Here is a 16,931-nt window from a genome sequence, read left to right as displayed (position 1 = left end):
GGGTCTCTGGTAGCGTGCCGGCCATGAACGCGCCCGCCGTCCCCTCTCCCGTGCAGCCCGCCGCCGCCGATGGCCGGGTGACGCCGATGATGGAGCAGTACCTCGAGATCAAGGCGGCGAACGCCGACTGCATCCTGTTCTACCGGATGGGCGACTTCTACGAGCTGTTCTTCGAGGACGCGGAGGTCGCCTCGCGGGTGCTCGGCATCGTGCTGACGAAGCGGGGCAAGCACCTCGGGCAGGATATCCCGATGTGCGGCGTGCCGGTCGTGCGGGCCGAGGACTACCTGCAACGCCTGATCGCGGCGGGCCTTCGCGTCGCGGTGTGCGAGCAGACGGAGGACCCCGCCGAGGCCAAGAAGCGCGGCGGCAAGGCCGTCGTCCGCCGCGACGTGGTGCGGCTCGTGACGCCCGGCACCATCACCGAGGAGACGCTGCTGGAGCCCGCGCGCTCCAACTGGCTCACCGCCGTGTCCCGCGTGCGCACGCCCGCCGGCGGCTGGATCTACGGGCTCGCCAGCGTGGACATCTCCACGGGGGCCTTCGTCGTCGGCGAGGCTGAACCGGGCGAGCTTGCATCCGAACTGGCGCGGCTCGATCCGCGGGAAATCGTCGTTCCCGACAGCGTCCTCGATGACCCCGACCTCAAGACCCTGTGGCGGGAGACGCGGTCGGCGGTGACGCCGCTGGCCCGGGACGGTCTGGATGCCGTGGCGGGCGAGCGGCGCCTCACGACGTTCTTCGGCGTCGCGACGCTGGACGGCTTCGGCCCCTTCTCCCGCGCCGAAACTGCGGCGGCAGCGGCTGCCGTCGCCTATGTCGAGCGCACGCAGCTGGGCGCGCGGCCGCCCCTGTCGCCGCCGTCGCGGGCGGTCGCCGCCTCGGTCATGCGCATCGACGCAGCGACGCGGGCCAATCTGGAACTCACCCGGACGCTGTCCGGCGAGCGGCAGGGGAGCCTGCTGGCCACCATCGACCGCACGCTGACGCCGGCCGGCGGCCGGCTGCTGGCCGAGCGCATCGCCGGGCCGCTGGTCGACCCGGCCGCGGTCGACGCGCGGCTGGACGCCGTGGCGTGGCTGGTCGACGACCCCGACCTGCGGATCCGCGTTCGCGACGCGCTGAAGCGCACGCCCGACATGGCGCGGGCGCTGGCGCGCCTCTCGCTCCAGCGCGGCGGGCCGCGCGACCTCGCGGCCGTCCGCGACGGACTGCGCACGACGCGCGACCTTGCGGGCATGCTGGCCGAGGCTGCCATCCTGCCGGCGGAGCTTGCCCGCGCCGTGGACGCCCTGCGTGCGCCGGACGACGGCCTCGAGCCGGCGCTGGCCGACATGCTCGCAGAGGACTTGCCGCTCGCGCGCCGGGACGGCGGTTTCGTCCGGCCCGGCGCGGACCCGGTGCTCGACGAAACGCGGGCGCTGCGCGACGAGAGCCGGCGCGTCATCGCCGGCCTGCAAGCCCGCTATGCCGAGGAGACGGCTGTCCGCACGCTGCGGGTGAAGCACAACAGCTTCCTCGGCTACTTCGTCGAGGTGCCTCAGGCGGCGGGCGAGAGCTTCCTGCGGCCGCCGCACAACCAGCGGTTCGTGCACCGCCAGACGATGCAGGACGCCATGCGGTTCTCGACCGCCGAACTCTCCGACCTGGAGAGCCGGATCGCGTCCGCCGGAGACCGGGCACTGGCGATCGAACTCACCCATTTCGACCGGATGGCAGGCCTCGTCCTCGGGGCCGGCGAGGCGATCAAGGCGGCAGCCGACGCGGCGGCCGAGATCGACGTGGCCGCGGCGCTCGCCGACCTCGCCGATCGCGGCGGCTGGACCAGGCCGCGCGTCGACCAAACGCTCGCCTTCTCGCTCGCGGGGGCGCGTCACCCGGTGGTGGAGGCGGCGCTGGCGGAGCAGGGGCAACCCTTCGTGGCCAACGATTCCGACCTTTCCGCCCTTCCGGGCGCGTCCTCGGGCCGGGTCGCGCTCATCACCGGCCCCAACATGGCCGGCAAGTCGACCTACCTGCGCCAGAACGCCATCATCGCCGTGCTGGCGCAGATGGGCAGCTTCGTGCCGGCCCGGCACGCCCATCTCGGCGTGGTGGACCGGCTGTTCTCGCGGGTCGGCGCCGCCGACGACCTCGCCCGCGGACGGTCCACCTTCATGGTCGAGATGATCGAGGCGGCGGCGATCCTCAACCAGGCGACGGACCGCTCGCTGGTCATCCTTGACGAGATCGGGCGCGGGACGGCGACCTTCGACGGCCTGTCCATCGCCTGGGCGACCATCGAGCACCTGCACGACGTGAACCGCTGCCGGGCGCTGTTCGCCACGCACTTCCACGAGTTGACCGCCCTCACCCGCCGCCTGCCGCGGCTGATGACCGCGACGGTCCGCGTCACCGAGTTCCAGGGCGATGTCGTCTTCCTGCACGAGGTCGTGCCCGGCGTGGCGGACCGCAGCTACGGATTGCAGGTGGCCAAGCTCGCCGGCCTGCCGCGGTCCGTGCTGGAGCGGGCGCGCATCATCCTCGACGAACTTGAGGCGGCGGACCGGCAGGCGCCGGTGGAGAAACTCGTCGACGATCTGCCGCTGTTTGCGGCGTCACGACCGTCCTCGGCGGCGCCGACGTCACCGGTTGCCACGGGACCCGACCCCGTGCGGGAGGCCGTCGCGGGGCTCGATCCGGATTCGATGACCCCCCGCGAAGCGCTGGAGGCGCTCTACCGGCTCAGGCAGCTGTGCCGCGAAGGCGGCTGACCGCATCATCCTGCTCGCCGCGGCAGGCCATCGCCACTGGCTGGAAGGCGCGCACGAGCGCCTGGTCCAGGCGGGGGCCATGCTGGCGCAGGGCCTCGAAGGCGGCCTGAGGCGGCAGGCTCGGCTTGTAGGAGCGCTCCTCGATCAGGGCGGCGAAGACGTCGATGATCGAGACGAGGCGGACCGGATCGCTGACGTCTGCTCCCTGGAGCCCGAAAGGATAGCCCGTCCCGTCCGGCCGCTCGTGGTGGTGGAGGACGACGTCGAGGGTCACCGGGTCGAAGGTCCCGGAGTTCGTCAGCATGGCGTGGCCCTCCTCCGGGTGGCGCCGGAGCAGGTCGGCCTCGGCCGGCGTGAGGGGTGACGTCTTGTCGAGGATCTCCGCCGGCACGCGGGCCTTGCCGACGTCGTGAAGGGTCGCGGCGACCGCAAGGGCGTGGAGATCGGCACGGCGGAACCCGAGGTGGCTGGCGAAGCCCGCCGCGAGGCCGCCGACGAGCAGGCAGTGCTGGAACGTGCCGCGGTGGTGTCGACGCACGGCCTCGATCCACCGGCCGAGCCCCTCGTCCGCGACGGCTCTAGTCATGTCCGCCGCGGCCGCGTCGACGAAGACGGGGTCGACCCGGCCGCCCCCCATGAAGTGGCTGACGAGGCCGTGGCCGGAATCGAGACCGCGCCGAAGGCCCGGGGTCACGCCCGTCAGATCCGGCGGGCGCGGGAGGGTCAGGCCGGCAAGCAGGGCGCCGATCTCGGCGGAGGACGCGCCGCGCGTCACGGTGCCCGTCGCGCCCAGCACGGCGGCCTGCGTGTGGTCCCTGCCGCCCGGCTCGCCAACGGCGAAGAGCCGCACGTGGCCCGACAGCACGTTGTGGCGCATGGCGGTGATGAACTTCTGCACCTGCTCCACATTGCCGAGATCGATGTCCACGATCAGGTCTGCGCCGGCGTCGAAGCCGCGCACGGCCGCCTCGTTGACGCCCATCGATACGGCGGCACAGCGGGGCCCGAGGCGCGCAGACCAGGAGAGTGCCGTTTCGGCGGATTCGCCAATGATGATCAGGCGCAGCACGTCGGTTTGCTCGATGAAATGGGCAAGGCGGAAAACATGACACTAGAAATTGTGAAAATGAGCATACTCAACCAAGGATGAATAATCTCCTGCGGGCAAGGCCTCGATCGTTGACGACTTGCAGCCGCGGCCGCATCCTTCGGGCATTGCCGGTGCCTTCTCGTTTCATCCGTTCCTTCATCGCCCGTTGAATCTCGAACCGCCCGTCAGCCGCAGCACTGCCCGATGTCCACGGGGTCCCCGGGCATGGTGACGCGCGTCTCCACGGTGGCGTTCGAGGGTATCGAGGCGCGTCCGGTCGACGTGCAGGTGCAGATCATCCCCGGCGCCGTGAACTTCATCGTCGTCGGCTTGCCGGACAAGGCGGTCGGCGAATCCCGGGAACGCATCCGGGCTGCGCTCGTGGCGTCGGGACTGGCGCTGCCGTCGCGACGGATCGTGGTGAACCTCGCCCCGGCCGACCTGCCGAAGGAAGGCAGCCACTTCGACCTGCCGATCGCGCTCGCCGTGATGGCCGCCATCGGCGCGATTCCGGCGGACAGCCTCGACGGCCTCACCGTGCTGGGCGAGCTGGCCCTCGACGGCTCGACCACGCCGGTATCGGGCGTGCTCCCGGCCGCCATCGCGGCGAACGGCCGCGGGCACGGGCTCGTCTGCCCGCACGCCTGTGGCCCGGAGGCGGCGTGGGCGGCACGCGACATGACCATCATCGCGCCGCGCTCGCTGATCCAGTTCGCCAACCACGTCCGCGGCATCCAGGTGCTGGCGCCGCCGGAGCCGGCGATCCGGCCGCCCGCCGGCGACGCCCCCGATCTCGGCGACGTCCGCGGCCAGGAGACGGCGAAGCGGGCCCTCGAGATTGCAGCGGCCGGCGGGCACAACCTGCTGTTCAGCGGACCGCCTGGCGCGGGCAAGTCGATGCTGGCCATGCGCCTGCCCTCGATCCTGCCGCCCCTGGCCCCCGCCGAGCTCCTCGAGGTGTCGATGATCCACTCGATGGGCGGGCTGCTGGCGGACGGCGCGCTCACCGACCGGCGCCCGTTCCGCGCGCCGCACCATTCGGCCTCCATGGCCGCCCTCGTGGGCGGCGGGATGCAGGCGCGCCCGGGCGAGATCTCGCTCGCGCACCAGGGCGTGCTGTTTCTCGACGAACTCCCGGAGTTCACGCCGCAGGTGCTCGACAGCCTGCGCCAGCCGCTGGAGACGGGGACCGTCGCCATCGCCCGCGCCAACCGCCGCGTCGTCTATCCGGCGCGCTTCCAGCTGGTGGCCGCGATGAACCCTTGCCGGTGCGGGCGCGCGACCGAGGCCGGCTTCGCCTGCAAGCGCCAGCCGAACGACCGCTGCATGGCCCAGTACCAGGCCCGGCTGTCGGGCCCGCTGCTCGACCGCATCGACCTCTCGCTCGAGGTTCCGGCCGTCAGTCCCGCCGACCTGATGCTGCCGGCGCCGAGCGAGGGGTCGCGCGCGGTCGCCGCCCGCGTGTCCGCGGCCCGGAGCCGGCAGGCGGCGCGCTACGAGACGGCTGGACTGCCGGCCTCCACCACGAACGCGGCCTGCCCTCCCTCATTGCTGGACGCGGTCGCGGCACCGGACGCGCAGGGCCTCGCCCTTGTGCGACAGGCCGCCGAAGCGCTGCGCCTCAGCGCCCGCGGGTTCCACCGGGTGCTGAAGCTCGGCCGCACGATCGCGGACCTCGACGGGGACAAGAAGGTGGGGCGCGTGCATCTGGCGGAGGCCCTGTCGTACCGCCGCGCAGCCGATCCGGGCCCCTGAGTCGCCGGCCAACGGAAAATCAATCCCTCTGCGCCACCATGCCCGCGGCTGGTGGAGCATGGACGGCACCGTACCCTCGCAGACTTGGCGCGCGAGCCTCGCGCAGGCACTGGCGGACCCGACGCTGGCGGCGGTGACCGTGTGCGTGCTGGCGGCCGTGACGGTCTGCGCACTGGTCGCGCTGGTGTTCATGATCCGCGATCATGTCCGGCTCGAGGGCCTCGTGAAGGCCGGGGAGGAGGCCCGCGAGCGGCTTCAGGATTCGATCTGGGAGCTCCGCGAGAACGCCGACCGCTACCGCAGCCTCGTCGAGGGGCAGGGCGACGTCATCGTGCGGCGCGACGCCCGCGGGCGGCTCACCTACGTCAACGACGCGTTCGCCACGCTCGTCGGACGCCCCGCCGCGGACCTCGTCGGGACGGCCTTCACGCTCGCCGGGAGCGAGCCGGCCCGTGCCGGTGTCGACGGGGCCGAGAGCTTCGACCAGGCCTTCGAGACGCCCGGCGGGACCCGATGGATCGCCTGGGTCCAGACCCCGGTGCGCAACGGCCGCGGCGGCGGCGCGGAGATCCAGGCCGTTGGCCGGGACGTCACGCAAAGACGCCAGTCGGAGGCCGCGCTGGCAGAGGCCCGGGCCCGGGCGGAGGCGGCGAGCGAGGCGAAGTCGCGCTTCCTCGCCACCGTCAGCCACGAGATCCGCACGCCGCTCAACGGCATCCTCGGGATGACCGACCTGCTCGCCGGCACGCGCCTCGACGCCGAGCAGGCGACCTATGCCCGCGCCGTCAAGACGTCCGGCGAGGCACTGCTCTCGATCCTCGACGAGATCCTCGACTTCTCCAAGATCGAGGCCGGACGCCTCGATCTCGCCGAGGAGCCGTTCTCGCCTGCGCCACTCCTGGAGGGCGTCGTCGAGCTGCTAGCGCCACGGGCGCAGGGCAAGGGGATCGAGATCGCAGGGCTGGTCGAGCCCGGGGTCCCGGCGCAGGTGCTGGGCGACGCCGCGCGCCTTCGGCAGGTGCTGATGAACCTCGCCGGCAACGCCGTGAAGTTCACAGAGCGCGGCGGCGTGGGCGTTCGGATGTCCTACACCGCCGGCCGCGCCGTCTTCGAGGTGGCCGACACGGGGCCGGGAATCGAGGCGGACCGGCTGGAGCGCATCTTCGACGAGTTCGAGCAGGTGGACGGTTCCGCATCGTCGCGCCACGGCGGCACGGGTCTCGGCCTCGCCATATCCCGCCGGCTCGCGGTGCGGATGGGCGGAACGCTGGCCGTCGCGAGCCACCCCGGGGTCGGTTCTGTGTTCCGGCTCGAAATCCCGCTGCCGACGCTTGCGCCGGCCGAGGCCTCCACGCCGCTCTCCCAGTGGCGCGGCAGGCGTGCGCTCATCGTGTCTCGGTCGCCGTTCGAGGCGCCCTATCTCGCCGCGCGCCTGCGCAACGCGGACGTCGCGACGGAGATCACGCCTGATCCCGAGGACGCGGCGGAGCGGCTTCGCGGCGGGCATCCGGTCGACCTGCTCGTCGTCGACGGCGCGCTCGGCGAGGAACCGCTCCGCGCCGTGGCAGCGGCTGCGGTCGCCGCCGGCGTTGCCCGGCGCTTCGTCCTCATGTCTCCCTTCGAGCGGCGGACGCTGGGACCGCCTGCCGCGGCCGGCTTCGACGGATATCTCGTGAAGCCTCTGCGGCAGGGCGCGCTGGCGGCTCGGCTCGCCGGCGAAGACGGCACACCGGCGGGCCGGATGATGCAGCCGCAACGCACGGAGGCCGCGCGCCACAGGCTCGGTGGCCTCGCGGTCCTGCTGGCCGAGGACAACGACATCAACGCGCTGCTCGCCACGCGCATGCTCGAGCGCAACGGGGCGACCGTGGTGCGAGTGCATGACGGGCTCGCCGCCGTCGACCACTACGCCGACGCCTGCCGCGGCCTCGCGCGCCTGCCGGACGTAGTGCTGATGGACGTGCGCATGCCCCGCCTCGACGGGCACGAGGCGACGCGGCGGATCCGGGCCCTGGAGCGCGAGCACGGCCGCCCGGCGGCCCGCGTGATCGCGCTCACGGCCAACGTGTTCGACGACGACCGACGCAGCGCGCTGGCCGCCGGCATGGACGACGCCATCGGCAAGCCGGTCAGCGAGCAGGTGCTCGTCGATGCGCTGGCCACGCCGCTGCCCGCGGCCCGCATGGCCTGAGCGACCGCCGTCATCTTTGTCACATCAGCGTCAGGACCCTATGTTTGAGCTGACGGTGCCGACGCCGTCGAGCCACCGGAGCCAACCCGCATGCCGCCTCGCGGTCCCGTCCTGTCGTCCCTGCCCCTCGCCCCCGTGGCCGGCCGGCTGCTCGACGGACTGCAACGCGGGTCCCGCCTCCTGCTCCCGCCCCCGGGCGGTGCCGCCGCGCCGGCGACGGCCGGGCTTCCGGCAAGCCTCGGCCGGCTCGGGCGCCTGGAGGTCCGTCTCGCGACCACGGCCCGCGAGGTGCGATGGGCGCAGCGCCTGCGCTACCGCGTCTTCTACGAGGAGATGTCGGCGATCCCCGACATGATGTCGCGCCTGCAGCGGCGCGACATGGACGGCTACGATGCCTTCTGCGACCACCTTCTGGTCATCGACCACGATGCGCCGCCCCGCATGGTGCTGACGCGCAGGGGCCCGCGACCCGTCCCGGCGGTCGTCGGCACCTACCGGCTGCTGCGGCAGGAGCGCGCGGACGCCGCGGGCGGTTTCTACTCGGCGGCGGAGTTCGACATCGATCCCATGCTGTCGGCGAACCCGCACCGGCGCTTCATGGAGCTGGGGCGCTCCTGCGTGCTGCCCGGCTATCGTGACAAGCGGACCGTGGAACTGCTGTGGCAGGGAATCTGGACCTATGTCCGGCACCACCGGGTCGACGTCATGTTCGGCTGCGCGAGCCTCGAGGGGACGAACCCGGCGGCGCATGTCGAGGCCCTGTCGTTCCTGCACCATCACGCAGCCGCGCCGGACCTCTGGCGCGTCTCGGCGCTGCCGTCCCGCCGCGCGCCAGTGGACCTCCTGCCGGTGGGCGCGGTCGATTCGCGGCGCACGCTTCACGGCCTGCCGCCCCTGCTGAAGGGGTACCTGCGGCTCGGCGCCCGCATTGGCGAGGGCGCCGTCGTCGACCACCAGTTCGGCACGACCGACGTGCTCGTCGTGCTGCCGACGGAGTTCATCCCGGCACGCTATCTCGGCCATTTCGGCAGCGAGGCCGCCTGAGGCTCAGCGCCCCTCCCCCGCCGCGTGGAGCGCCTGCAGCGCCTGGCGATACGTCGGGTAGCGCAGGCGATAGCCGAGTTCCTGCGTCAGCCGCGCGTTGGAGACGCGCTTGTTCTCTCCATAGAAGCTGCGGGCCATCGGCGACAACGTCGCCGTCTCGAACGGCAGGTCGGGCGGCACCGGCACCGCGAGCAGACCCGCCGCGTGGGCCACGACATCCTGGGGCGGCGCCGGCTCGTCGTCCGTCACATTGTAGACTGCGCCCGCCGAAGGCCGCTCGAGCGAGGCCAGCACGGCCCCGGCGATGTCCTCGACATGGATGCGGTTGAAGACCTGCCCGGGCTTCACGATGCGCCGCGCAGTGCCCTCGCGCAGGTTGACGAGGGCGTTCTGCCCCGGGCCGTAGATGCCCGCCAGCCGGAAGACGTGGACGGCCTTGCCGCTCTCCCGGCCCAGCGCCAGCCATGCGTTCTCGGCCTCGAGCCGGCGCACCGACCGTTCGCTCACGGGCGCCGGCGGCGTCGTCTCGTCGACCCAGCCGCCGTCGTGGTCCCCGTAGACGCCGACCGTCGACAGGTAGCCGATCCATCGCAGCCGCGCAGACGAGGCGAGCTCGCGGGCATAGGCCCGCAGCACCGGGTCGCCCGTTGAGTCCGGCGGCACGGACACGAGCACCGCGTCGGCCGCCTGGAGATCGGCGGCTATCGCCGGGTCACCGCTGGTGCCGTCGAAGACCCGGCCCACGACACCGTCGGCGGCCAGGGCGGCCGCCTTCGCGGGACTGCGCACGGTTGCCGTCACGCCGGAGAAACGGTCGCGGGCCATGCGGACGAGGGTCCGCGAGGTGTAGCCGTAGCCGAAGACGAACAGGTTCACGGGTCGAGCCCCTCCCACTCCGCCCGGACGGACGGCTCGTCCTCCCGGGGCATCCTCTCGCGCCGCAGGGCGTCGAACCTCTGGGCGGGCAGCAGTTGCGCCAGGGCCCAGATCGCGGCGCCGCGGACCAGGGCCGACGGATCGTCGAGCCGACGGACCGCAACCTCCGCCAGCCCTGGGTCGCGCGAATTGCCGATGGCGACGAGCACGTTGCGGACGAACCGGTCGCGGCCCGTGCGCTTGACCGGCGTGCCGGCGAAGAGCGAGCGGAAGGACGCGTCGTCGAGGTCCGCGAGATCGGCGAGCGGCAGCGCGTCGAGGTCGGCGCGGGCGGCCAGCTTCTGGTCGTGCGAGGCCTGCGCAAAGCGGTTCCACGGGCAGACGGCGAGGCAGTCGTCGCAGCCGAAGATGCGGTTGCCCATGCCGCGGCGAAGGGCACGCGGGATCGGGCCCTTGTGCTCGATGGTGAGGTAGGCGATGCAGCGCCGCGAATCGAGCTGGTAGGGAGCCGGGAAGGCCTGCGTCGGGCAGATGTCGAGGCACCGCGTGCACGAGCCGCAGTGGTCGCGGTGCGGCGCGTCCGGCGGCAGCTCGGCGGTGGTGAAGATGGCGCCGAGGAACAGCCAGGACCCGTGGCGGCGCGACACCAGCACCGTGTGCTTGCCCTGCCAGCCGAGGCCGGCGGCCGCCGCGAGCGGCTTCTCCATGACCGGCGCCGTGTCGACGAAGACCTTCACCTGCGCGCCGCCCCGCGCGGCCAGCACCCCGGCCACCTGCTTCAGGCGGCCCTTGATGACGTCGTGGTAGTCGCGCGAGCGGGCGTAGACCGAGATCGTCCCGCGGTCGCGGCGTGCCAGCGTGGCCATCGGGTCGTCCTGCGGCGCGTAGCTCGTGCCCAGCATGACGATGCTGCGGACCTCGGGCCAGAGCACGCGGGGGTCGGCGCGGCGGCAGGCGGTCTCCTCCATCCAGTCCATGTCGCCATGGTGGCCGGCGGCCAGGTGCGCGGCGAGCCGGGCGGGCGCGTCCGGGATGGCGTCTGGCAAGGCGACGCGCACCTCGTCGAAGCCGTGCGACCGGGCCGCCGCCCGCACCGCCGCCTTGAGGCCGGCGCCGCTCAGAAGTCCAGGTCCGCGTAATGCGCGGCCGGTTCCGTCCCCGGAATCCGGTCCGCCAGAAGCGGACGGAAGGACGGGCGGGACTTCACCCGGGCGTACCAGTTCTTGGCCGTCTCGTTCTCGTGCCACGGCACGTCGCCCAGGTAATCCGCCGCCGAAAGCTGTGCCGCCGCCGCGAGGTCGGCATAGGTGAGCCGGTCGCCGGCGAGCCAGTTGCGCGTGCCGATGAGCCAGCCGACATAGGCGAGATGATAGCGGATGTTGGCGCGCGCGGCACGGATCGCCGCCATGTCCGGAGCGCCGCCGCCGGCCTCGGCCGGCATGAAGCGCTTCATCACCTTCTCGGCGACGAGATGCGTGGTCACCTCGTCGAACATCTTGCCGTTGAACCACTCCACCAGCCGGCGCACCTCGACGCGGCCGCGCGGGTCGAGCGGCAGGAGCCGCTTCTCGCCGAGCGCGAGGCCGCGGGTCTCGTCGAGATATTCCGCGATCACGGAGGCGCCGGGCACGGGGCCGGCCTGCTCCTCGACGAAGACGGGCGTCGTCCCGGCCGGGTTCATCGTCAGGAAGTCAGTGCGCCGCTCGTAGGTGCGCTCCTCAACGAGCATGGCCTCGAGGCCGAACTCGCCGAGGACCAGGCGCACGAAGCGCGAATGCGGGCAGAGCGGGTGGTGATAGAGCGTCGCCATGGCCTTCGGCTACTGGACTGCGAGAAGGGCGGGAAGATGGCTGCGGCTCTGGGCCATGCGACGGGGCTGGTTAAGGAATCATGACCATGGGCTGGCAGGTGGCGTCGGCCGGGTGCCCCGTATAAAACCCGGACGCGGCACGAACAACCCGATTCGCGCCGGTGTCTGCGAGGCGCGAACGGGGGTTGCACGCCATGGACATGATCATGGTCCTGAAGGCCGCCATCCTCGGCGTGCTGGAGGGCTTCACGGAATATCTTCCGGTGTCCTCGACGGGGCACCTCCTCCTCGCCCAGCACTTCCTCGGCTTCGGCGACGACCAGTTCTCCAAGACATTCTCGGTCCTGATCCAGTTCGGGTCGATCCTGGCGCTGCTGCTCGTCTATTTCCGCAAGCTGCTCGGCATCGCGCTGGAGCTGCCGAGCAACCCGCAGGCACGGATCTTCGTGATCGGCGTGCTGGTAGCGTTCCTGCCGGCCGCGCTGATCGGCGTGGTGCTGCACGGCTTCATCAAGGACGTCCTGTTCAACCCGCTCATCGTGTGCATCGCGCTGATCGTCGGCGGCTTCATCCTGATGGTGGTCGACGACCTGCCGCTGAAGCCGCGCTACGACGACGCCACGCGGTTCCCGCTGTCGATGTACCTCAAGATCGGCGTGTGCCAGTGCCTTGCCATGATCCCGGGCGTGTCGCGCTCCGGCGCGACGATCGTCGGGGCGATGCTGATGGGGGCCGACAAGCGCGCCGCCGCTGAGTTCTCGTTCTTCCTCGCGATGCCGACCATGGCCGGCGCCTTCGCCTACGACCTTTACAAGAACTACAAGGTCCTCGACCTGAACGACGCGGCGGCCATCGTCGTCGGCTTCATCGCGGCCTTCGTGTCCGGCATCTTCGTGGTGCGCTGGCTGCTCGGCTACGTGTCGCGGCACGGCTTCGGGCTGTTTGCGTGGTGGCGCATCATCGTCGGCTCCGCAGGCCTCGCCGGCCTCCTTGTCTGGGGCTGATCAGACCAGCGTCGCCAGAAGCGGCACCAGAACGGCCGTCACGACGGCGTTGAGCCCCATGGCGATGCCGGCGAACGTCCCCGCCACCGGATCGACCGTGAAGGCCCGTGCGGTTCCGATGCCGTGCGAGGCAAGGCCCACCGCGAAGCCCCGCGCCGCATAGTCCCGGATTCCAAGCGCGTTCATCAGCGGCGTCACCATGACGGCGCCGATGATGCCGGTGGTGATGACCAGCGCCGCCGTCAGCGAGGGCACGCCGCCGAGCGCCTCCGACACGCCCATCGCGATGCCGGCCGTGACGGACTTCGGCGCGAGCGACACCAGCACCGGGCGCGGCACGCCGAGCAACGCGGCGATGCCGACGGCGGAGACGACGGCCACGACGGAGCCGACGGCCAGCGCCGCCGCCATCGGCAGCAGGTTCCGGCGCACCAGCGCGAGGTTGCGGTAGAGGGGGATGCCGAGCGCCACCGTCGCCGGGCCCAGCAGGAAATGCACGAACTGCGCGCCGTCGAAATAGGTGCGGTAGTCGGTCCCGGTCCAGCGCAGCAGCACTGCAACCAACACGACGGCGATCAGCACGGGGTTCACGAGCGCATGGCGGCCGCTGGCCTTCGCCAGCCCGTCGGCCACCAGCCACGCCGCCAGCGTGATCGTGAGCCACAGAAGCGGCGATGCGGCGAGGTAGACCCACAGGGTGGAGGCGGTCATGCGGACCCTTCCCCCGGACCGGCGTCGCCGCCGGTCATGCGCTTCACCGCCCGGAACACACCGACGGTGACGAGCAGCGTGACGAACGTGGAGACGACGAGGGCGATGCCCAGCGCCACGCCGTGCTCGCCCACCAGGCCGAGGTGCTGGGTGACGCCGACGCCGGCGGGCACGAAGAGCAGCGCGAGGTTGGCGAGAAGGGCCGCGGCGACCCGCCCGACGCTGCTCTCCTGGAGGGCGGCGTCGTCGAACGGGCGCCAGCGGTTCCAGGCCAGCAGGCCAACGACGAGCAGAAGAAGGCCGAGCACAGGCCCCGGCACGGGCAGCGACAGCCCGCGCGCCGCGACTTCGCCGACGAGCTGGCAGGCGAGGAGAATCAGCAGCCCCGGGACCATCGACCCAAAGGTCGGGCGCCGGCGCGGCCGGTCAAGCCTCGGCTGCGTCTTCAGTCCCCTTCACGGGCTTGCCCGGCGTCGATTTCGGCTCGAAGCGGCAGAGATCCGACACGATGCAGCGCCAGCACTCGGGCTTGCGCGCCTTGCAGACGTAGCGCCCGTGCAGGATCAACCAGTGATGGGCGTGCAGCCGGTAGGGGGCGGGCACGATCCGCTCGAGGCCGAGTTCGACCGCCAGCGGCGTCTTGCCCGGCGCCAGCGGGATCCGGTTCGACACCCGGAAAAGGTGCGTGTCGACTGCGATCGTCTCCTGGCCGAAGGCCATGTTGAGGACGACGTTGGCGGTCTTGCGCCCCACGCCGGGCAGCGTCTCCAGCACGGCGCGGTCCTGCGGGACCTCGCCGCCGAACTCCTCGACGAGCCGCTTCGACAGGGCGATGACGTTCTTCGCCTTGTTGCGGAAGAGGCCGATGGTCTTGATGGCGTCGCGCAGGCGGTCCTCGCCGAGGTCCAGCATCTTCTGCGGGGTGTCGACGAGGGCGAAGAGGGGCCGGGTCGCCTTGTTGACGCCGGCGTCGGTCGCCTGCGCCGACAGCACCACCGCCACGAGAAGGGTGAACGGGTTGACGTGCTCGAGCTCGCCCTTCGGTTCGGGGTTGGCCTCCCGGAACCGGGCGAAGAGCTCGGCGACAAGCGGCGCCTCGAGCGGCTTGGGGGCGCGGGTCTTGCGTTTTCCTCCGGCTGCGGCCGCCTTGGCCGTCCCGGCCGGGGCCGCGGCCTTGGCGTTCACCCCCGCCTTCCGGCGGGAGGGGGCGGCGCCGGGTGCGGCTTCAAGCCGTCGTGAGGGTGTCTTTCGCGCGGGCATGCCCGCGTTATAGTGAGGGGTGTCTTCGAACGGCAAGGCCGCGATGTCGCACGTCTCCCCCGATCCACACCCCGCCGAGCGCCCCCTGTTCAGCGCCGTGCTGCATCCGCACCGCTCGCTCGGGTTGCGCGGCTACCGGCTCGTGCTGCTCCTCGTTGCCGGCGCGAGCATGGCCGCCAGCATTCCCTTCGTGGTGATGGGCTTCTGGCCGGTGGCCGGCTTCTACGGCCTCGACTTCGCCCTGATCTGGTTCGCCCTCCACACGAGCCGCAACGAGGCGCGCAGCTACGAGGAGGTCACCGTGAGCCCGGTGGAGCTCCTGCTGCGCAAGGTGCCCCTGCGCGGCCAGCCGGCGGAGTACCGGTTCAACCCCGTGTGGACCCGGCTCGACCGAATCGAGCACGAGGAGTTCGGCGTGCAGCAGCTCGCGCTGGTGTCGCGCGGCCGCAGCGTCAGCGTGGGCCACTTCCTCACCCCGGACGAGAAGGCGAGCTTCGGCGACGAACTGGGCCGGGCACTCGCCCGGGCGCGTCGCGGACCCGATTTCGGGGCGTGACGGGCCCCGCCGGCTCGGGGCCGGTCGCCGATTACGCCCTGATCCGCCGGCTCGTCGCCACACTCTCCACCACGTCGGCCTCGCCGGCCGCGCTCGAGGCCGCCGCCTTGCGGATGGGGCTCGGTCGCGCCGAACTCGACGCTCTCCTGCAGCGCTGGGGCGGGCTGTCGGTCCCCGGGTTCGCGCTGGCCGGGAGCCCGGGTCACGCGCGCAGCCTCGTCGGCGACGCACAGGGCGGCGGAGACCTGCTCAGCCGGCCGTCGCGGACGGTGGTGCTCCCGGTCCGCTTCGAGGCGCCGCCCCACCATGTGCGCGGCAACGGGCTGCGGCTGTCGTGGGGCTTCCATCCCTCGCCGTTCGGCGAGGCCCTTGTCCTCGCCTGCGACGGCGCACTCGCCGCGCTGGGATTCGTGGACGACGGCGACCGGGCGGCGGCCCTCGACGACATGCGCCGACGCTGGCCCGCGGCGGCCCTGCGGCCGGACAGCGGGGCAACGGGGCCGCTGGCGGAGGCCGCCTTCTCGCCCCAGCGGTGGAGCGATCCGCTGCCCGTCGTCCTGCTGGGCCCGGCCTTCGACGTCGCCGTCTGGACGGAACTCGCGGGCATCCCGGTGGGAGGCGCCACGACCTACGGTGCCCTTGCCAGGACGCTCGGCCACCCTCCCGGCGCCGCGCGGGCGGTCGGCGGTGCGGTGGGACGGAACCCGATCTCCTTCGTGATCCCGTGCCACCGCGTCATCGGGCGCGACGGGTCGCTGACGGGCTACCACTGGGGCGTGGCGCGCAAGCAGGCCATGCTCGCCTGGGAGGCCGGCCTCGTCGGCACGACCTGACGTTCAGCGGAAGATATCGAAGATCGAGCGCGACGGCGCCGGCGGTGGCGGCGCGGGTGCCGCGGCGGGCTGGGACGGCGGCGCCGCCCCTCCCGGCTGGCCCGGCTGGCCCTCCGGCCGCGGCCTCGGGGGACGAGCGGCGACGGGCGGCGGGCCGCCGAGCGCGGCGACGCGGGCCGCGAGCTCGGCCGCGCGCAGCTCCGTGAAACGGGCCGAGCAGAACCCGTGGACGCTCTCGCGGGAGTAGTCGCGGCAGACCGTCTCGCGCTCCGAGGTGAAGCCCGCCTGCTCCGAGGCCACCGCCTTCACGCCGTTCTTGTCCTTGGTGCGCGCGAGAAGCGCCTTGAAGTTCTCGCGCACCGCGCGATCGGCGGCGGCGCGGTCACTCTCGATCGCGCGCAGCTGGCTCTCCAGCGACCCGGGGTTGGGGCCCCACATGCCACGCGGATCGATGCGGCAGTCACCTTCCGGGAAGGGACAGGCGGCCGTCGGGCCGCTGACGAGGACGGACCCATCGAGGAGGTCGACGTCGAGGGCGCAGGCCGGGATGTCGATGCGGTAGCGCGGCACGCCGTCGGGGCGTCCGACGGGAGTCATGTCGAGCGGCTTGCCGCCGCCCAGATCCAGCCCGCAGGCCTGGCCGGGCGCCGACATCTTCTCCCCGACGGCGATGAGCGTCACCTGGAGGGCCGTCTTGTCCTTGCGCTCGATGACCAGCCGGCCTCGCGTGCCGTTGAAGAAGAGCGTGCGCCCGAGGACCGCCGACTCCGCCGGAGCCTTCACGGCGACGGGCCGTGGCGGCGCGGGAGGCGTTCCCGGCACGACGGTGCCCGGCGCCGACCCGCCCGGTGCGGCGGGCGCGCCGCCGCCGGCCGGGGCCTGTGCGCCCGGAAGCATGAGCTGTGCCTGGGCGGGTCCTGCGGCCAGCGCCGCCAGGAGAACCGCCGCCGGAAGGTGCCGAACCGCCGCGATCATCGGCGGGACCCTAGCAAGGCCCGCCAGCCGGCGCGAGCGGCCTGTCGCCCCCGTTCGCCAGATCGGCGCGGGC

15 protein-coding genes are annotated in these 16,931 nt (G+C 72.5%); 7 read left to right on the top strand and 8 right to left on the bottom strand.

The features are described from left to right. Positions 1-23: 23 nt before the first annotated feature. Positions 24-2,753, top strand: a complete 2,730-nt coding sequence (gene mutS / locus ACX9GQ_RS06530) for a DNA mismatch repair protein MutS (protein WP_459628738.1) — start codon at positions 24-26, stop codon at positions 2,751-2,753. On the opposite strand, the gene ACX9GQ_RS06525 is transcribed toward mutS, so the two are convergent. Further along, positions 2,725-3,822 carry an HD-GYP domain-containing protein gene (locus ACX9GQ_RS06525; RefSeq protein WP_459628737.1) on the bottom strand — a complete coding sequence of 366 codons (1,098 nt, stop codon included), beginning with the start codon at positions 3,820-3,822 and terminating at the stop codon, positions 2,725-2,727. The genes mutS and ACX9GQ_RS06525 overlap by 29 nt on opposite strands. 246 nt (positions 3,823-4,068) lie before the next feature. On the opposite strand from ACX9GQ_RS06525, the gene ACX9GQ_RS06520 reads away from it, so the two are divergent. The 3 genes from ACX9GQ_RS06520 to olsB all read left to right on the top strand — a co-directional run bounded on the left by ACX9GQ_RS06520 (position 4,069) and on the right by olsB (position 8,833). Next, positions 4,069-5,598: a YifB family Mg chelatase-like AAA ATPase gene (locus tag ACX9GQ_RS06520; RefSeq protein ID WP_459628987.1), complete on the top strand. Its 1,530-nt coding sequence runs from the start codon at positions 4,069-4,071 to the stop codon at positions 5,596-5,598. Positions 5,599-5,656: 58 nt separating this feature from the next. Continuing rightward, complete coding sequence (locus ACX9GQ_RS06515) at positions 5,657-7,789, top strand: ATP-binding protein (RefSeq protein ID WP_459628736.1); 2,133 nt, start codon at positions 5,657-5,659, stop codon at positions 7,787-7,789. 90 nt (positions 7,790-7,879) lie between these two features. Then, positions 7,880-8,833, top strand: a complete 954-nt coding sequence (olsB, locus tag ACX9GQ_RS06510) for a l-ornithine N(alpha)-acyltransferase (protein ID WP_459628735.1) — start codon at positions 7,880-7,882, stop codon at positions 8,831-8,833. A gap of 3 nt (positions 8,834-8,836) precedes the next feature. On the opposite strand, the gene ACX9GQ_RS06505 is transcribed toward olsB, so the two are convergent. The 3 genes from ACX9GQ_RS06505 to ACX9GQ_RS06495 are packed head-to-tail and all read right to left on the bottom strand — an operon-like array spanning position 8,837 to position 11,519. Beyond that, positions 8,837-9,709 carry an SDR family oxidoreductase gene (locus ACX9GQ_RS06505; protein ID WP_459628734.1) on the bottom strand — a complete coding sequence of 291 codons (873 nt, stop codon included), beginning with the start codon at positions 9,707-9,709 and terminating at the stop codon, positions 8,837-8,839. Continuing rightward, positions 9,706-10,803: a tRNA epoxyqueuosine(34) reductase QueG gene (gene queG, locus ACX9GQ_RS06500; RefSeq protein ID WP_459628733.1), complete on the bottom strand. Its 1,098-nt coding sequence runs from the start codon at positions 10,801-10,803 to the stop codon at positions 9,706-9,708. The genes ACX9GQ_RS06505 and queG overlap by 4 nt, the downstream gene beginning before the upstream one ends. Before the next feature lie 23 nt (positions 10,804-10,826). Continuing rightward, positions 10,827-11,519 carry a glutathione S-transferase family protein gene (locus tag ACX9GQ_RS06495; protein WP_459628732.1) on the bottom strand — a complete coding sequence of 231 codons (693 nt, stop codon included), beginning with the start codon at positions 11,517-11,519 and terminating at the stop codon, positions 10,827-10,829. A gap of 194 nt (positions 11,520-11,713) precedes the next feature. Here ACX9GQ_RS06495 and ACX9GQ_RS06490 point away from each other — a divergent pair, with 194 nt between their 5' ends. Continuing rightward, positions 11,714-12,523 carry an undecaprenyl-diphosphate phosphatase gene (locus ACX9GQ_RS06490; RefSeq protein ID WP_459628731.1) on the top strand — a complete coding sequence of 270 codons (810 nt, stop codon included), beginning with the start codon at positions 11,714-11,716 and terminating at the stop codon, positions 12,521-12,523. Here ACX9GQ_RS06490 and ACX9GQ_RS06485 read toward each other — a convergent pair whose 3' ends face one another. The 3 genes from ACX9GQ_RS06485 to nth are packed head-to-tail and all read right to left on the bottom strand — an operon-like array spanning position 12,524 to position 14,494. Continuing rightward, positions 12,524-13,234: an LrgB family protein gene (locus ACX9GQ_RS06485; RefSeq protein WP_459628730.1), complete on the bottom strand. Its 711-nt coding sequence runs from the start codon at positions 13,232-13,234 to the stop codon at positions 12,524-12,526. Then, positions 13,231-13,629 carry a CidA/LrgA family protein gene (locus tag ACX9GQ_RS06480; RefSeq protein ID WP_459628729.1) on the bottom strand — a complete coding sequence of 133 codons (399 nt, stop codon included), beginning with the start codon at positions 13,627-13,629 and terminating at the stop codon, positions 13,231-13,233. Before ACX9GQ_RS06480 ends, ACX9GQ_RS06485 begins: the two co-directional genes overlap by 4 nt. A 31-nt stretch (positions 13,630-13,660) precedes the next feature. After that, complete coding sequence (nth, locus tag ACX9GQ_RS06475; protein WP_459628728.1) at positions 13,661-14,494, bottom strand: endonuclease III; 834 nt, start codon at positions 14,492-14,494, stop codon at positions 13,661-13,663. A gap of 43 nt (positions 14,495-14,537) precedes the next feature. Here nth and ACX9GQ_RS06470 point away from each other — a divergent pair, with 43 nt between their 5' ends. Further along, the gene (locus ACX9GQ_RS06470; protein ID WP_459628727.1) at positions 14,538-15,050 is read left to right on the top strand and encodes a DUF2244 domain-containing protein; all 513 of its coding nucleotides are present in this window, start codon (positions 14,538-14,540) and stop codon (positions 15,048-15,050) included. Further along, on the top strand, positions 15,047-15,883 hold the full coding sequence (locus ACX9GQ_RS06465) for a methylated-DNA--[protein]-cysteine S-methyltransferase (RefSeq protein ID WP_459628726.1): 837 nt from the start codon (positions 15,047-15,049) through the stop codon (positions 15,881-15,883). Before ACX9GQ_RS06470 ends, ACX9GQ_RS06465 begins: the two co-directional genes overlap by 4 nt. A gap of 3 nt (positions 15,884-15,886) precedes the next feature. Here ACX9GQ_RS06465 and ACX9GQ_RS06460 read toward each other — a convergent pair whose 3' ends face one another. Further along, entirely contained in the window at positions 15,887-16,858 is a 972-nt protein-coding gene (locus ACX9GQ_RS06460; RefSeq protein ID WP_459628725.1) for a hypothetical protein, read from the bottom strand. Positions 16,859-16,931: the final 73 nt, after the last annotated feature.

The organism is Alsobacter sp. R-9, assembly GCF_054612375.1.
Note: the sequence above shows the minus strand (reverse complement) of the source record. Positions and strands in the feature narration are given on the sequence as shown.

Coding starts and splice junctions, on each gene's coding strand:
- mutS (WP_459628738.1), top strand. CDS start 24: ATGAACGCGCCCGCCGTCCCCTCTCCCGTGCAGCCCGCCGCCGCCGAT.
- ACX9GQ_RS06520 (WP_459628987.1), top strand. CDS start 4,069: ATGGTGACGCGCGTCTCCACGGTGGCGTTCGAGGGTATCGAGGCGCGT.
- ACX9GQ_RS06515 (WP_459628736.1), top strand. CDS start 5,657: ATGGACGGCACCGTACCCTCGCAGACTTGGCGCGCGAGCCTCGCGCAG.
- olsB (WP_459628735.1), top strand. CDS start 7,880: ATGCCGCCTCGCGGTCCCGTCCTGTCGTCCCTGCCCCTCGCCCCCGTG.
- ACX9GQ_RS06495 (WP_459628732.1), bottom strand. CDS start 11,519: ATGGCGACGCTCTATCACCACCCGCTCTGCCCGCATTCGCGCTTCGTG.
- ACX9GQ_RS06490 (WP_459628731.1), top strand. CDS start 11,714: ATGGACATGATCATGGTCCTGAAGGCCGCCATCCTCGGCGTGCTGGAG.
- ACX9GQ_RS06485 (WP_459628730.1), bottom strand. CDS start 13,234: ATGACCGCCTCCACCCTGTGGGTCTACCTCGCCGCATCGCCGCTTCTG.
- ACX9GQ_RS06480 (WP_459628729.1), bottom strand. CDS start 13,629: ATGGTCCCGGGGCTGCTGATTCTCCTCGCCTGCCAGCTCGTCGGCGAA.
- nth (WP_459628728.1), bottom strand. CDS start 14,494: ATGCCCGCGCGAAAGACACCCTCACGACGGCTTGAAGCCGCACCCGGC.
- ACX9GQ_RS06470 (WP_459628727.1), top strand. CDS start 14,538: ATGTCGCACGTCTCCCCCGATCCACACCCCGCCGAGCGCCCCCTGTTC.
- ACX9GQ_RS06460 (WP_459628725.1), bottom strand. CDS start 16,858: ATGATCGCGGCGGTTCGGCACCTTCCGGCGGCGGTTCTCCTGGCGGCG.